Below are 16,329 nucleotides of genomic sequence, written 5' to 3'. Positions count from 1 at the left end.
GCAGCAGTCGTAGCGTGGGGAGGTGACTTCACCTGACAACCTCCCCCGCACACGTGGCGAACTGCGCGCTTCCGGCCATCGGGCGCGCACCGTCAAGCAGGAGATCCGGGAGAACCTGCTGACCGCGCTGGCCGAAGGGGATGACGTCTGGCCAGGTATTTTCGGGTTCGAGGACACCGTCTTGCCGCAGCTGGAGCGGGCCCTGATCGCCGGGCACGATTTCGTCCTTCTCGGCGAGCGTGGGCAGGGCAAGACCAGGCTGCTCCGTTCGTTGCAGAACCTGCTCGATGAGTGGACGCCGGTGATTGCCGGCTCCGAACTCGGTGAGCATCCGTACACCCCGATCACGCCGCAATCGATCCGCCGGGCCGCCGACTCCGGTGATGCCCTGCCGGTCGAATGGCGGCACCGCACCCAGCGCTATACCGAGAAGCTGGCCACCCCGGACACCAGCGTCGCGGACCTGGTCGGTGATATCGACCCGATCAAGGTGGCCGAAGGGCGGTCTCTTGGTGATCCCGAAACCATCGCCTATGGCCTGATCCCGCGGGCGCACCGCGGCATCGTCGCCGTCAACGAGCTGCCCGACCTGGCCGAGCGCATTCAAGTCTCGATGCTCAACGTGATGGAGGAGCGCGATATCCAGGTACGCGGGTACACGCTGCGGCTGCCGCTGGACGTGCTCGTGGTTGCCAGCGCCAACCCGGAGGACTACACGAACCGCGGACGCATCATCACCCCGCTGAAGGACCGGTTCGGTGCCGAAATCCGCACGCACTACCCGCGCGAACTCGACGCCGAGGTCGGCGTCATCACCCAGGAAGCGCACCTGTCAGCGCAGGTTCCGACCTACCTGGTGCACATCGTTGCCCGCTTCGCGCGCTACCTGCGGGAGTCGACCTCCATCGACCAGCGCTCCGGGGTGTCGGCGCGGTTTGCGATCGCGGCCGCCGAGACCGTCGCGGCCTCGGCCCGGCACCGCGGCGCGGTGCTGGGTGAGGAGGAACCGGTCGCCCGGGTGGTCGATCTGGGCACCGTGATCGACGTGCTGCGCGGCAAGCTGGAGTTCGAATCCGGCGAGGAGGGCCGCGAGCAGGCGGTGCTTGAGCACCTGCTGCGCCGGGCCACCGCGGACACCGCGCAGCGGGTGCTGGGTGGCATCGATGTCGGCCCGCTGGTGGCCGCCGTCGAGGGTGGGTCGGCCGTGACGACCGGTGAACAGGTGTCGGCCAAGGACGTGCTGGCAGCCCTGCCCGACCTGCCGGTAATCGAGGCGATCGCCGACCGGCTGGAGGCAGAGACCGAGGGCGAACGCGCCGCCGCGCTCGAATTGGCGCTGGAGGCACTGTATTTGGCCAAGCGTATCGATAAGGTGACGGGAGAAGGCGAAACCGTCTATGGCTAAACGACCGCACGGTCACGACTTACGATATTCGGCCTATACCGGGGGCCCGGATCCACTGGCGCCGCCGGTGGATCTGCGTGACGCGCTCGAGCAGATCGGGCAGGACGTCATGGAGGGCACCTCGCCGCGCAGGGCGCTGTCCGAGCTGTTGCGCCGCGGAACTAAGGACACCAAGGGCGCTGACCGACTCGCCGCGGAGGTCAACCGCCGTCGGCGAGAGCTGCTGAACCGCAACAACCTTGACGGCACCCTGCAAGAGATCAAACAGCTGCTCGATGAAGCGGTGCTCTCCGAGCGCAAGGAACTGGCGCGGGCGCTCGATGACGACGCCCGGTTCGCCGAACTGCAGATCGAAGCGTTGTCGCCAGCACCGGCTAAAGCCGTCCAGGAATTGTCCGATTACAACTGGCGCAGCCCCGAGGCCCGCCAGAAGTACGAGCAGATCAAGGATTTGCTCGGCCGCGAGATGCTCGATCAGCGGTTCTCGGGGATGAAGCAGGCGCTGGAGAACGCCACTGACGAGGATCGCCAAGCCGTCAATGAGATGCTCGACGATCTCAACGACCTGCTGGACAAGCATTCTCGCGGTGAGGACAGCGCGCAAGACTTCCAGGATTTCATGCACAAGCATGGCCAGTATTTCCCGGAGAACCCGAAGAATGTCGATGAGTTGCTGGACTCGTTGGCCAAACGAGCCGCAGCGGCTCAGCGGTTCCGCAACAGCCTCAGCCCTGACCAGCGTGCCGAGCTGGATGCGTTGGCGCAGCAGGCATTCGGTTCACCAGAGCTGATGAACGCGCTCAACCGGCTCGATGGCCACCTGCAGGCGGCCCGGCCCGGAGAGGACTGGAACGGTGCGTCGGAATTCTCCGGCGACAACCCGCTGGGCATGGGGGAGGGGGCGCAGGCCCTGTCCGATATCGCCGAACTCGAGCAACTGGCCGACCAGCTGTCGCAGAGCTACGCCGGGGCGACCATGGAAGACGTCGATCTGGAGGCCCTGGCCCGCCAACTCGGCGATCAGGCGGCCATCGATGCGCGCACCCTGGCGGAGCTGGAGAAAGCCCTGATGGATCAGGGCTTCTTGGATCGCAGCTCCGATGGGCAGTGGCGGTTGTCGCCCAAGGCGATGCGGCAGCTCGGTCAAGCCGCTCTCCGCGATGTCGCCCAACAACTTTCGGGGCGCCACGGCGAGCGGGACACCCGTCGCGCCGGTGCGGCCGGCGAGTTGACCGGCGGGACCCGGCCGTGGGCGTTCGGCGACACCGAGCCGTGGAATGTCACCCGGACATTGACCAATGCGGTGTTGCGGCAAGCCGGCACGCACACTTTGGACGCTCCGCTGCGGATCACTGTCGACGATGTCGAGGTGTCGGAGACCGAGACGCGTACCCAAGCGGCAGTGGCACTGCTGGTCGACACCTCCTTCTCGATGGTTATGGAGAACCGCTGGCTGCCGATGAAGCAGACCGCGCTGGCGCTCAATCACCTGGTGAGCACGCGGTTCCGCTCCGATGCCCTGCAGATCGTCGCCTTCGGCCGCTACGCCAGGACGGTGAGCGCGGCCGAGTTGACCGGACTCGAGGGCGTCTACGAGCAGGGCACCAATCTGCACCATGCGCTGGCCCTGGCGGTACAGCATCTGCGCCGTCATCCCAACGCCCAGCCGGTGGTGCTGGTGGTCACCGACGGCGAGCCGACCGCGCACCTGGAGGATTTCGACGGCCAGGGTTCGTCGGTGTTTTTCGACTATCCGCCCCATCCACGGACGATCGCGCACACCGTGCGTGGATTCGACGAGGTCGCCCGGCTCGGAGCGCAGGTCACGATCTTCCGGCTCGGGAACGATCCGGGGCTCGCCAAATTCATCGATCAGGTTGCTCGACGGGTGGAAGGAAGGGTAGTCGTTCCCGACCTGGACGGCCTGGGCGCCGCGGTCGTCGGCGACTACCTGGGGTCCCGCCGGCGCCGTCGTTGAGCCGACGACAGCGCTCGTTCAGCAAAGCTCTACCGCCCGCGAGGTTTTGCGCGTCCGTCAATCGAGTGCAGCAAGAGCCCGGCAAACTGATTTCCATTAACGACCGTGTCATTCCTGAGGTGTGCGGACAGCGAACGCAGGCAACACAGCAGCAACCCCAATGTCTCGCAGCCGTCAATTAGCTACTCGATGCGCGCCTACGCGGCGTGATTGGTGTGAAAAAAGCACAGTGCTAAAGCCATCAAGTTCGCCCGTACCGCTTGCTGAAGGGCAAACAGCCCCTTAGTATCTATCAGGATCTTCTAAGACTCGCATCAGCAAAGCATCGAGTTCGTCACGACTTGGACGGACCTGCACTAGCAAGGGGAACTAGCAATGGCGAAACGGACTCAGTCCTTCGTGATGACAGGTGCGGCGCTGGCCAGTGCGGCCGCGATCGTCGCGGCGACACCGTCTCTCATGTCGGCTCACGACTACACGGTGGCGGGAACCCCCACTCCGCTGCCGCTGTCGCAAGCTCAGTACGAGCTGACGGCGCTGACGGATATCACGATCAACGGCATCATCGACGCCTACACAAACGGCTACGGCGGTTACGTCGGCGCGGCTAAACCCGACGGCAATGGCAGCCCCGATCCGTACTTCCCGAGCGTCAGCGACGTTAAGTTGAGCGGTGTCGGCGGTGCCCTGTACTACATCACCGACAAGATCCTCGACCAGACCAACCTCGACAACTACTACTTCGAGATCTCCAAGTCCTACCGCAACGGCAATACCAACGCCTACGGCGGGCTCGGCTCGCTGTACAGCGGAATCGGCGCAGTCGCGCTGGTCGCCGCGAACGAGTACCTGGGATCCGGAGCTAGCAGCCTCCTCTACATCGCCCAGGAGTTCCCGGCTTGGGTCAACACCCAGATCCTCGGCGTCACCTCCCTGCTGCCGACGGCCAATATCGGACCCGTCGTCGTGGGCGGCAGCATCCTGACGAACCTCTACTTGACCGGCGCCACGCCGGACTGGAACTACAAAACCAACACCGGCCGGTACAACTACGGCTCTAGTGGTCTCGCGGCGGTCTGGGGCTACATCACGTCGTCGCTGACCGGTGCCGTGCCCCAGGCCGCTGCTAGTTCAGGGGCTGCCAAGTTGGCAGTCACGGGAGCGGCTTCGGCACAGGCGACCGCCGGTTCGCTGGTCGGCTTCCTGGTTGGCAACGGCGCGAACGCCGCGGCCAACTGCACCGGTGCGGCCTGCAACGGCGGTAACGGCGGCCTGCTCTGGGGCAATGGCGGTTATGGCCTCAAGGGTGGCAACGGCGGCAACGCGGGCTTCTTCGGCGGCAATGGCGGCGACGGCGGTAATGGCGTCGACGCCAGCGGAACCACCTCGGCCAACTACGTGGCAGCCACCGCTGGCGGTAACGGTGGCAAGGGCGGGCTGCTGGTGGGTAACGGCGGTAACGGCGGCGACGGCGGCTCTGACAACACCAACATCAAAGCCACTTCGAGCGGCGGTGATGGCGGCCGTGGCGGCAACGGCGGAGCGTTGTCCGGCAGTGGCGGTGCCGGCGGTGACGGCGGCAACGCATCGGCACCCACCGCGGGCAGTGCCGAGGCCGGTTACGGCGGTAACGGTGGCTATGGCGGCCTGATCGGCGCCGGCGGCAACGGCGGCAACGGCGGCAATGCCACGGCGACCAGCGTCAGCGGCGCTGATTACGCAGCAGGCGGTTACGGCGGCACCGGTGGTGGCTCCACCTCCGGCAAGGGCGGCGACGGCGGCACCGGCGGCAACGGCACCGGCAGCGGCAAGGCTGCCGGCTACGCCGGACCGGGCGGTAACGGCGGCAACTCGACCACCGGGACCGGCGGCAACGGCGGTGCCGGCGGCAACGGGGCTGCCGGCGCCGGCGACTCCGGCGGCGCCTACGGCGGTGACGGCGGCAGCGTGATCACCGGGACCGGCGGCAACGGCGGTAAGGGAGGCACCAGCACCAAGCCCGGTAACAGCACGACCGGCGACAACGTCGGCGGCGACGGCGGTTACGGCGGCAGCGGTTCCTTCGGCTCGCACGGCGGCAAGGGCGGCAGCGGTGGCAATGCCATCGGTGGCGGCGCTGCACCGAAGACCGGTCATGTCAACCCGGCGGGCGGTTACGGCGGCTCGGGCGGCTCCGGCGGCTTCGGTGGCACCAACGGCACCAGCGGGACGAACGGCACGCCCAGCCCGGTCAGCTCGAGTGCCGCTGCCAACAAGAGTGCCGCAGGCGCCAAGACGGGGGCCGCCGAGAAGCCGGCCAAGAGCGCCAGCCAGAGCTGATCTCCCCTACCCATCGAAAATAGCTGCGGCCCCTTCCGAATTGGAAGGGGCCGCAGCTATTTGTCCCTGGGGTGCTCTGCCCGGTTGCGGATCTTGCGACCAAAGACCGGGGGCTTTAATGTCGTTTGCTGTGCGTATACCTGCCAAGCTGGCTGCAGCATTGCTGACCGCCGGCGCGGTGGCCACGGCGCCGACCATGGTCGGACCGGAGCATGGGGTGATTCCCGGCGTGAGTCATGTTGCGGTACAGCCGGCGTCCGTCGTCACCGACCTGCTCTATAACGCCGGCGACGCGATCAACTCGGTGGCCAATGCCGTCGTGATCGCGACGGACGCCGCTCTCGGACTGAACTTCTACCTTGACGACTCCGACTTCGGGTGGGGCGTACCGTTCAACTCGGTGTTCGCCGGGCTGGCGGCTCTGCAGTCCCCGGGCGACGTCGGCAGCATCCTGAGCTACGTCGCGCAGCTCTACCTGAACCCCTCGTACAACAGCACGAACTACTACTACCCGTGGTACCTGAATGACTTGGTCCTCCAGCCGCTGGCCGGGATCCTGCCGGCACCGTTGAATTCCGTTGTCGCCAAAGGCATCAACGGCGTGGCCGACGCAATCAACGACGCTTTCGCCAACTTGCCGGACCCGGCCGCGGGCGTCGAGGCCATGTGGAACCTCTACAACACGGTTCCGGGCCGGGCGCTGTACGCCGCGCAGTTCACCCTCTCGATCCCAGTCCAGCTCATCGATGCAGTGGTCCACTGGGCCGCCTACCTGCCGGCCAATGTGGCGGCGACAGTCGAGTCAGCCATCCAGGTGCCGGCCAACATCCCTGGGCTGCTCAGCAATCTCGTCTACGACGCCTTGGACCCGCGCCTCGGGTACGGGATGCTGGGATCGATCGCGATCACCCTCGCCAAACCGTTCTTCTACCTGCCGTCGCCGATCGGTGAGACCGGCTTCGGTGCCCAGGACGGGTTGGCGTATGAGCTCCACACAAACTTCGTCAACGCTGTTTCCGGCCTGCTGAGTTTGCTTCCCACGCCGATTGCGCCGACACCGTTCGCCGCGGCCGCCGCGCGCAAGGCTTCTGTGCAGGCCGCCGACGACGATACAGCGCCGGCCGCGAGCAACGAGCGTGCCGCGGTGACGAAGGCGTCACCGGCGCGGTCCAATGCGGAGTCACCGCGACGGGCGGCCGGAACCGATTCGGTTGATGGCACCGCGGCGGAGAAGTCCGCGCGCAAGGCGGATGCGGCTAATGCGTCGCAGGGGCAACGGCAATCCAAGAAGGATTCCAGCCCCTCGGGCAGCCGGGCGGTTAAGCGGCACAGCGCCGCCTGATCCGCAGCTGCGCGGCTAGGGCACCGAGGGTTCGGGACCGCCGGGCTTCCGGTTCTTTCGTTTGACCCCAACGCCGCCCCACAACGAGAAGCCTCGGATGGTGACCTTCGGCGCTCCGGGCGTACCCGTGCCGTCGACGTTGTGCTCAAAGCCGCCCATCACGCCGATCCCGCGGACTTCCAGGTTGATCTCCGGTGGCAGCAGAATGGTCTGCCCTCCCATGATCGAATACGCGTGGATATCTACGTTCGCCGAGGTGAAGTCGGCATAGCGCAGGTCGACGACGCCGCCGCCGAACAAGGTGAAGGTGGTGATCTGGCCCGGCACGTTCCACCGGCCGCGGCGCTCAAACCCGCTCAGGATGGCCAGCAGGAGCGTTTTCGGCGCCGGTTTGGAGGCACCGCGCCGGTGCGATGCTTCCGCGGCTTCCGGCAGGTCCTCCGTGAGCCGATCGAGTTGTTCATACGTCTGTGCGGCGTAGGCCTTGACCAGTCGCTGCTCGTATTCGCCGAGCTCCAGACGTCCCTTGGCGGTGGCTTCGGTGAGCAGCTGAGCAACCTGGATGCGGTCGGTGTCAGCGGCCCGCGTCGTCGCGTCCCGTGGTGTCAAATTGCTCATCGACTACGAGGGTACGACTCTGGAAGGCAACCGCAAGAGTGTTCGCTGATCTCTCACAGTGGTGTTATCGCAGCCAGTGGGGTGGGCGTTTCTCCAGAAACGCCAGCATCCCCTCTCGCGCTTCCTCGGAGACGAACAGCCGCGCCGACTCTTGTGTCAACCGCTCGGTGTCTCGGTCGAATCCGGCCAGCACGTCGGCGGTGGTCAAGGCCTTTGACGCGGCCAGCCCCTGGGGTGAGCCCCGGCCCAGATCGGCCACAACGCCCGCCACCGCGGTGTCGAGGTGATCGGTGGCGATGGTGATCAACCCGATCTCGGCGGCCGTCGCCGCGGTGAACGTCTCACCCGTCAGGTAGTAGCGGGCAGCCGCGCGCGGCGACAGCTTGGGCAGCAGTGTCAGGGAGATGATGGCCGGCGCCACACCGATGCGCGCCTCGGTGAGTGCAAACGTGCTGCGCGGTCCCGCGACCACGATGTCGCACGCCCCGATCAGGCCCAGCCCCCCGGCGCGGACGTGGCCGTCGATGGCCGCTACCACCGGCACCGGTGATTCGACAATGGCGCGCAGGACCGTCGCCAGTTCCCGGGCCCGCGCCGCGGTGGTCTCTAACGGATCGCCGTCGGACGTCTCGCTCAGATCGGCGCCGGCACAGAACGTCCCACCGGTGTGGCCGAGCAGCACGGTCCGGACCGCGGCATCGGCGGCGGCGTCGCGGAGTCCGGCGTACAGCTGTTCGACCAGCCGGGTGGACAGGGCATTGCGGTTGTGGGGCGAGTCCAGCGTCAGCCTGGCGACGTGACCGTCCACGGCATAGGTGACCAGCGTGTCCATGGTCAGTACGACCGCGGCAGGCCCAGCGACGTCTGGGCGACGAAGTTGAGGATCATCTCGCGGCTCACCGGGGCGATGCGGGCCAGCCGCGAGGCGGTGATCATCGATGCGACGCCGTACTCCTTGGTCAGCCCGTTGCCGCCGAGACACTGCACAGCCTGGTCGACAGCGCGAGTGGATGCCTCGCCCGCGGCGTATTTGGCCATGTTCGCGGCCTCGGCGGCACCGAAGTCGTCGCCGGCGTCGTACAGTGTCGCCGCCTTCTGCATCATCAGCCTGGCCAGTTCGAGCTCGATATGGTTCTGCGCCAGCGGATGCGAGATACCTTGATGGGCGCCGATCGGGGTCTTCCAGACCTGGCGCGTCTTGACGTAGTCGGTCGCCTTGGCGATCGCATGGCGCCCTACCCCGATTGCGTTGGCGGCACCCATGATCCGTTCCGGATTCAGGCCGGCGAACAGCTGTGCGATCGCGGCGTCTTCGGAGCCCACCAGTGCGTCGGCCGGCACGCGGACGTCATCGATGAACAACGAGAACTGGTTCTCCGGGCTGACGATCTCCATGTCGATCTTGGTGTAGGTGAAACCGGGGGTGTCGGTGGGCACGATGAACAGCGCCGGCTTGAGGTTGCCGGTCTTGGCATCTTCCATCCGGCCCACGACGAGCACGGCGTCAGCCTGGTCGACGCCGGAGATGTAGACCTTCTGCCCCGACAAGATCCAGTCGCTGCCGTCGCGGCGTGCGGTGGTGGTGATGCGGTGCGAGTTCGAGCCGGCATCGGGTTCGGTGATCGCGAACGCCATGGTGATCGAGCCGTCCGCGATCCCGGGCAGCCAGCGCTTCTTCTGCTCGTCGGTGCCGAACTTGCTGATGATCGTGCCGTTGATCGCCGGTGACACGACCATCATCAGCAGGGAGCAACCGCCTGCCGCCATCTCGTCCATGACCAGCGACAGCTCGTACATACCGGCGCCGCCGCCACCGTATTCCTCGGGCAGGTTGACCCCGATGAAGCCGAGTTTGCCTGCCTCGGACCATAATTCGTCGGTGTATTCGCCGGCTCGCGCCTTTGCCAGGTAATACTCCTGGCCGTAGCTCGACGCGAGCGCCGCCACCGCTTTGCGCAATTCTCGACGTTCGGCGCTCTCGATGAAGCCGGTGTCGCTCACAGCTCTCCTTCTGCTTCGTTCTGGTTCTCTACCCGGGCAAGTACTGCGCCCACGTCGACCTGTTGGCCGACATGGACGTCGAGTTGGGTCAGCACGCCGTCGGCGGGCGCGGTGATGGTGTGCTCCATCTTCATCGCCTCCAGCCAGACCAGCGGCTGACCGAGGGTGACCGTGTCACCCAAGGCGGCGCCGAGCCGGATCACGGCGCCGGGCATGGGGGCCAGCAGCGAACCCTTCTCGATAGTCGAGCCGGGCTCGGGGAACCTCGGGACTGCAGTCAAGGTGACCGGTCCCAACGGCGAGTCGACGAAAACCTCGGCGCCGTAGCGCGATACCGCGAACGCCGTGGCCACCCCGTCGTCGGCCAGCACCACCTCGTCCGGCCGTGCCGATACCAGCGCCACGCCGTCGTCGTCGGGCAATGTCAGGCCGTTACGGGTGAACCGGTAGGCGACCCTGTGTTCGTGCTCAGTTGCGTCACGGTAGGTCTTATGTTGAGTGCCGGACACGACGTTGCGCCACCCGCTGGATATTTCGCCGAGCACGGTGGCGTTGGCGCGATTGTGGGCGGCATCGGCCAAGGCGGCGGCCACCGCCGCCAGCCGGATTGTGCGATCGTTGGCCAGCGGGCGGGCGAGTTCGGTCACACCGTGCTTCTCGAAGAACGCGGTGTCGGTGGCACCGTCCAGAAAAGACTGGTGGGTAAGGACATTGACCAGAAGATCGCGGTTGGTGCGGATGCCGTGCAACCGAGTGCGGGCGAGTGCATCGGCGAGGACCTGTGCCGCCCGGCACCGGGTCGCAGCGTAGGAGATTACCTTGGCCAGCATCGGGTCATAGTGGATCGACACGTTCGCGGAGTCGCAGATGCCGGAGTCCAGCCGAACGCCGGTGCCGGTCAGTGGACCGAAAGACGTTCCCGCGCCAGGCACCTCGAAGAGGTGGATACGGCCGGCCTGGGGCTGCCAGTTCTTGGCCGGATCCTCGGCGTAAATCCGGGCCTCGATCGAGTGCCCCCGGGCGACAGGCGGCTCGGGATCGAGTCGCTGCCCCTCGGCCACGGTCAACTGCAATTCGACCAGGTCCAGGCCGGTGGTGAGTTCGGTGACGGGGTGTTCCACCTGCAGCCGGGTGTTCATCTCGAGGAAGAAGATCTCCCCGTCGTCGGAGGCGAGGAACTCCACAGTGCCCGCGCCGGTGTAACCGATGGCCTCCGCCGCTTGCCGGGCAGCCGCAAACAGCCTCGCGCGCATGCCCGCAACGCGTTCAACAAGAGGAGAGGGCGCCTCCTCGATGATTTTCTGGTGTCGGCGTTGGATGGAGCATTCCCGCTCGCCGACCGCCCAGACCGTGCCGTGCTCGTCGGCGAGCACCTGCACCTCGACGTGGTGACCTCCTGCCAGATACCGCTCGCAAAACACCGTCGGATCGCTGAATGCGGATTGGGCCTCGCGGCTTGCGGCCTGCACCTGGTCGGACAGCTCGGACAGGCTCGTGACCACGCGCATGCCACGCCCACCGCCGCCGGCCGACGCCTTGACCAGCACCGGGAGTTGCGCTTCGGTGACTGTGTCCGGGTCGAGTTCGTCGAGCACCGGAACGCCGGCGGCAGCCATCATCTTCTTGGCTTCGATCTTGGAGCCCATCGACGTGACGGCGGCGACCGGCGGTCCGATCCAGATCAGTCCGGCGTCGAGCACGGCCTTGGCGAAATCGGCATTCTCGGAGAGGAATCCGTAGCCAGGATGGACGGCGTCGGCACCCGACGAGCGGGCCGCGGCGATCAACTGGGCAGCATCGAGATAACCGAGGGTGGTCTCGAGGCGCACCCGGGCGTCGGCCTCGGCGACGTGGGGCGACTGTGCGTCGGGGTCGGTGTAGACGGCCACTGTCGCGATTCCGAGCCGGCGGCAGGTGGTGAAGACGCGGCGGGCGATCTCGCCACGATTGGCAACCAAAATACGAGTGATCACTGCAGTCCTCTGCTCTTCGCGCAAGCGCTCATCGCCGGGCTCACATCCGGAAGACGCCGAAGTTCGACGTCCCCTCGATCGGCGCATTGGCTATGGCGGACAAGCACATTCCGAGTACGGTGCGGGTGTCGCGGGGGTCGATCACTCCGTCGTCGTAGAGCCGCCCGGACAGGAACATCGGTAGCGACTCGGCCTCGATCTGGGCCTCGACGGCGGCTTGTAGCGCGGCATCGCCCGCTTCGTCGACAGTGCCACCGCGGGCCTCGGTGGCCGCACGGTTGACGATCGACAGCACGCCCGCCAGTTGGGCACCGCCCATCACCGCGGATTTGGCGCTGGGCCAGGCGAACAGGAACCGAGGATCGTAGGCGCGTCCGCACATCCCGTAATGGCCGGCTCCGTAGGAGGCGCCGAGCAGCAGCGAGATATGCGGTACCCGCGAATTGGATACGGCGTTGATCATCATCGAGCCGTGCTTGATCATGCCGCCTTCCTCGTAGGCCTTACCCACCATGTAGCCGGTCGTGTTGTGCAGGAACAACAGCGGCGTGTTGGATCGGTTGGCCAGTTGGATGAACTGGGTCGCCTTCTGTGACTCCTCGCTGAACAGCACACCGCGGGCGTTGGCGAGGATGCCCACCGGATAGCCGTGCACGGTGGCCCAGCCAGTCACCAGGGAGGCCCCGTACATCGCCTTGAACTCGTCGAAATCAGAGCCGTCGACGATGCGGGCGATCACCTCGCGGGGGTCGAACGGGATCCGCAGATCGGCCGAGACGATGCCCAGCAGTTCGTCGGGGTCGGCCAGCGGCGGGATCACCGGTCGCTGGGTGGGGCCGTGTTTGGTCCAGTTGAGCCGGGCGATGACACGACGCCCGATGCGAATGGCGTCGAGCTCGTCGACGGCGAGGTAGTCGGCCAAACCCGAAACCCTGGCGTGCATTTCGGCCCCGCCGAGGGATTCGTCGTCGGCCTCCTCGCCAGTGGCCATCTTCACCAGAGGGGGACCGGCGAGGAAGACCTTCGACCGTTCCTTGATCATCACCACGTGATCCGACATCCCCGGGATGTAGGCGCCACCGGCGGTGGAGTTACCGAACACCAGCGCGATCGTGGGGATGCCGGCCGCGGAGAGCCGGGTCAGATCCCGGAACATCTGGCCACCGGGGATGAAGATCTCTTTCTGGGTGGGCAGATCGGCACCGCCGGACTCCACCAGCGAGATCACCGGTAGCCGGTTCTCGAACGCGACCTGGTTGGCCCGCAGCATCTTCTTTAGGGTCCACGGGTTACTGGTGCCGCCCTTGACGGTGGGATCGTTGGCGATCACCAGGCATTCGACGCCTTCCACCACGCCGATGCCGGTCACCAGACTGGCCCCGACCTGGAAATCGCTGCCGTAGGCGGCCAGCGGGCACAGTTCCAGGAACGGCGAATCCGGGTCGACGAGCAGTTCGATGCGTTCGCGGGCGGTGAGCTTGCCGCGACCGTGATGCCGGTCAACGTATTTGGGGCCGCCGCCGGCCAGTGCCTTTGCGAGTTCGCCATCGATCTCGGCGAGTTTGGCCACCATGACCTCAGCCGCCTCGACGTACGCCGGTGCTTTCGTGTCCAGAGTGCTTTGCAGCGGGCTCATGCCTGGTATCCCAGTGCTTTGGCGGCCAGGCTGGTCAGGATTTCGGTGGTTCCCCCGCCGATACCCAGGATTCGCATATCCCGGTATTGGCGTTCGACTTCGCATTCGGTCATGTAACCCATCCCGCCGAACAGTTGCACGGCCTGGTGGGCCACCCACTCGCCGGCCTCCACCGCGGTGTTCTTGGCGAAGCACACCGCCACGATCAAATCGGCCTCGCCCGCTAACTGACGTTCCACCACATTGCGCGAGTACACCCGTGCCACGTCGATACGGCGAGCCATCTCGGCCAGTGTGTTCTGCACCGATTGCCGGGAGATCAGCGGACGCCCGAACGTCTCGCGGTCACGACACCATTGCACGGTGAGGTCCAAGCAGCGCTGCGCCGACGAATAGGCCTGGGCGGCAAGACCGATGCGCTCGGAGACAAAGGCCTGCGCAATCTGGGCGAAGCCGGTGTTCTCGGCACCGACGAGGTTGGCCACGGGCACTCGCGCCTCGCTGTAGGACAGCTCAGCGGTGTCCGAAGATCGCCAGCCCATTTTGTCCAGCCTGCGGGTGACAACAAATCCGGGTGTGCCCTTCTCTACGACGAGCAGCGAAACCCCAGATGCACCAGGAAGTTCGGTGCCACCGGTACGCACGGCGGTGACGACATAGTCGGCACGCACGCCCGACGTGATGTAGGTCTTGGCGCCGTTGACGATGTACTCGTCACCGGCTCGCAACGCCGTCGTCGTCAAATGCCCGACGTCGGAGCCGCCACCCGGTTCGGTGATGGCCAGTGAGCCGATCAGCTCACCACGCAGTGTTGGCCGTACGAACTTGTCGATCAGCCGTTGGTCGCCGGACGCGACCATGTGCGGCACCGCGATACCGCAGGTGAACAACGAGGCGAAAACGCCACCGGGAGTGCCGGCTTCGTGCAGTTCCTCGCAGATGATCAAGGAGTCCGCGGCGTCGCCGCCACCACCGCCAACCGCCTCCGGTAGCTCGGTGCCCAACAGGCCGGCGGCCGCGGCCCGTCGGTGCAGATCGCGCGGGAGTTCACCGGCGCGCTCCCAGTCCTCGATGTGGGGCAGGATCTCGCGTTCGGCGAAGCTGCGCACGGTCTTGCGTAGCTGCTGGCGTTCGGGGGTGTTCCAGATGCTCATGACAGGATCGCTTCCGGGATATCGAGATGCCGGCTGCGCAGCCACTCGCCAAGGCCCTTAGCTTGCGGATCGAACCGTGCCTGGTATGCCACGCCCTGCCCGAGGAGCCCGTCGATGACGAAGTTCGCCGCGCGCAGATTTGGCAGCAGGTGTCGGGAGACCGGGAGATCCGTTGTCTCCGGTAGCAATTCGTGCAGGGCGTCGACTGTGAGCGTGTGTGCCAACCAGAGCCACTGGTCGTCGGTGCGCACCCACACACCGATGTTGGCCGCTCCGCCCTTGTCCCCGCTGCGCGCCCCGGCGATGGCACCCAGCGGCACCCGTCGGGTCGGCCCGGCAGCCGGGGCTTTCGGCAGTGCGGGAGGGTCGACATCGGATAGCTCGAGCGTGGTGGCGGCCGCGGCGATCGAGATGCGCGTTCCATCGGGCCGCACGGCGACCTGGGCGACCGCGCCGGCAGGAACATAGCCAGCGGTGAAGACCCCGTAGACCTGACCATCTCCGGGCGGTGCGGTGGAGGTGAACCCGGGATAAGAGGCCAGTGCGAGTTCAACTGCAGCCGAGGAGAACTGGCGGCCGACCTTCTTCGGATCGTGGTCGCGCACGACGCAGCTCAGTAGAGCACTCGCGGCCTCTTCGGTGTCGGCATCGGCGTGGTCGGTCCGCGCCAGCGTCCACTCCAGCTCGGCGGGTCTGGCGCGCAGCGCGGACTCGAGTTGCTCGCGTACCAACGCGGCCTTGGCCTCGATGTCCAGGCCGGTGAGCACGAACGTCACCGCGTTGCGGAATCCACCGATGCTGTTGCGCGACACCTTCAACGACGGTGGGGGCGGCTCACCGCGCACGCCACTGATGCGCACCCGGTCGGGCCCGTCGTCAGTCAGGTCAAGGGTGTCGAACCGGGCGGTGACGTCGGGGTTAGCGTAGCGCGGGCCGGCGATCTCGTAGAGCAGCTGCGCGGTCACGGTGCCTACGCTCACCTGCCCGCCGGTGCCGGCATGCTTGGTGATCACCGACGAGCCGTCAGCGTAGAGCTCCGCGAGCGGAAAGCCGGCGTGGTCGAGGTCGGCGATCTCGGTGAAGAAGGAGTAGTTGCCCCCGGTGGCTTGTACACCGCATTCGATGACGTGGCCGGCTACCACCGCGCCGGCCAGTTGGTCGTAGTCGTCGCGACCCCACCCGAAATGCGCCGCGGCCGGACCCACCACCACCGAGGCGTCGGTGACCCGGCCTGTGACGACGATGTCAGCGCCGGCCTGCAGGCAGTCCGCGATACCCCACGCGCCCAGGTAGGCGTTGGCGGTCAGCGGTGAACCCAAGCCGAGCTCGGCAGCGCGGGGGAGAAGGTCATCGCCCTCGACATGAGCGACCTTCGCCGGGATCCCGAGCCGGATGGCGAGTTCGCGGACCGCGGCGGCCAGTCCGGCCGGATTCAGGCCGCCGGCGTTGGCGACGATGCGCACACCCCGGTCGTGCGCCAGTCCGAGGCATTCTTCGAGCTGGGTCAGGAAGGTCTTGGCGTAACCGCGTTCGGGATGTTTCATCTTGTCGCGGCCCAGGATCAGCATGGTGAGCTCGGCGAGGTAGTCGCCGGTCAGATAGTCCAGCTCACCGCCGGTCAGCATTTCGCGCATCGCGGCGAGGCGGTCACCGTAGAAGCCTGAACAGTTGCCGATCCGCACCGCATTTGCCACGCGCTCTCTTCCCTTCGACGATTCCAAACCCCCAGTCGCTCCGCTCCTGCCCGCCGATCAACCAACTGGTAGGTTACTGGCGAGTGGCGGTCTTGAGTCAAGGGGTACGGGCCCCTGCCGGGACGTTTTGGAGCCGACCCAGGTGAGCGGCTATCCTGATCCCCAACTGTTGGCCGCCGGCATGTGTTTGTCTCTGCGCGGCGCCACCC

11 protein-coding genes are annotated in these 16,329 nt (G+C 66.5%); 4 read left to right on the top strand and 7 right to left on the bottom strand.

Annotated elements, in window-relative coordinates; translation table 11 throughout:
• The first annotated feature begins 22 nt into the window (after window positions 1-22).
• The 4 genes from G6N13_RS03725 (at window position 23) to G6N13_RS03710 (ending at window position 7,044) form a co-directional block, all read left to right on the top strand.
• The gene (locus G6N13_RS03725) at window positions 23-1,405 is read left to right on the top strand and encodes a sigma 54-interacting transcriptional regulator (RefSeq protein WP_163694862.1); all 1,383 of its coding nucleotides are present in this window, start codon (window positions 23-25) and stop codon (window positions 1,403-1,405) included.
• Window positions 1,398-3,383, top strand: coding sequence for a vWA domain-containing protein (locus G6N13_RS03720; RefSeq protein WP_163694861.1), 1,986 nt, complete (start codon window positions 1,398-1,400; stop codon window positions 3,381-3,383). Before G6N13_RS03725 ends, G6N13_RS03720 begins: the two co-directional genes overlap by 8 nt.
• A 375-nt stretch (window positions 3,384-3,758) precedes the next feature.
• Window positions 3,759-5,702: a hypothetical protein gene (locus G6N13_RS03715; RefSeq protein ID WP_163694860.1), complete on the top strand. Its 1,944-nt coding sequence runs from the start codon at window positions 3,759-3,761 to the stop codon at window positions 5,700-5,702.
• Window positions 5,703-5,832: 130 nt separating this feature from the next.
• Window positions 5,833-7,044, top strand: coding sequence for a hypothetical protein (locus tag G6N13_RS03710; protein ID WP_163694859.1), 1,212 nt, complete (start codon window positions 5,833-5,835; stop codon window positions 7,042-7,044).
• Window positions 7,045-7,059: 15 nt separating this feature from the next.
• Here the strand turns inward: G6N13_RS03710 and G6N13_RS03705 are convergent, their stop codons facing one another.
• The 7 genes from G6N13_RS03705 to G6N13_RS03675 form a co-directional block, all read right to left on the bottom strand.
• Window positions 7,060-7,662: a DUF1707 SHOCT-like domain-containing protein gene (locus G6N13_RS03705; protein ID WP_163694858.1), complete on the bottom strand. Its 603-nt coding sequence runs from the start codon at window positions 7,660-7,662 to the stop codon at window positions 7,060-7,062.
• A 64-nt stretch (window positions 7,663-7,726) separates the two neighbouring features.
• Window positions 7,727-8,494: an enoyl-CoA hydratase family protein gene (locus G6N13_RS03700; RefSeq protein WP_163694857.1), complete on the bottom strand. Its 768-nt coding sequence runs from the start codon at window positions 8,492-8,494 to the stop codon at window positions 7,727-7,729.
• Window positions 8,495-8,496: 2 nt separating this feature from the next.
• Window positions 8,497-9,663 carry an acyl-CoA dehydrogenase family protein gene (locus tag G6N13_RS03695; protein WP_163694856.1) on the bottom strand — a complete coding sequence of 389 codons (1,167 nt, stop codon included), beginning with the start codon at window positions 9,661-9,663 and terminating at the stop codon, window positions 8,497-8,499.
• Window positions 9,660-11,636, bottom strand: coding sequence for an acetyl/propionyl/methylcrotonyl-CoA carboxylase subunit alpha (locus G6N13_RS03690; protein ID WP_235677915.1), 1,977 nt, complete (start codon window positions 11,634-11,636; stop codon window positions 9,660-9,662). The genes G6N13_RS03695 and G6N13_RS03690 overlap by 4 nt, the downstream gene beginning before the upstream one ends.
• A gap of 40 nt (window positions 11,637-11,676) precedes the next feature.
• The gene (locus tag G6N13_RS03685) at window positions 11,677-13,272 is read right to left on the bottom strand and encodes an acyl-CoA carboxylase subunit beta (RefSeq protein WP_163694854.1); all 1,596 of its coding nucleotides are present in this window, start codon (window positions 13,270-13,272) and stop codon (window positions 11,677-11,679) included.
• On the bottom strand, window positions 13,269-14,426 hold the full coding sequence (locus G6N13_RS03680; RefSeq protein ID WP_163694853.1) for an acyl-CoA dehydrogenase family protein: 1,158 nt from the start codon (window positions 14,424-14,426) through the stop codon (window positions 13,269-13,271). Before G6N13_RS03680 ends, G6N13_RS03685 begins: the two co-directional genes overlap by 4 nt.
• Entirely contained in the window at window positions 14,423-16,108 is a 1,686-nt protein-coding gene (locus G6N13_RS03675) for an acyclic terpene utilization AtuA family protein (protein WP_163701656.1), read from the bottom strand. Before G6N13_RS03675 ends, G6N13_RS03680 begins: the two co-directional genes overlap by 4 nt.
• Window positions 16,109-16,329: the final 221 nt, after the last annotated feature.

The sequence above is a fragment of the Mycolicibacterium sarraceniae genome (assembly GCF_010731875.1).
GTDB lineage: Bacteria > Actinomycetota > Actinomycetes > Mycobacteriales > Mycobacteriaceae > Mycobacterium > Mycobacterium sarraceniae.
This window is presented reverse-complemented; position numbering and strand designations above follow the sequence as displayed.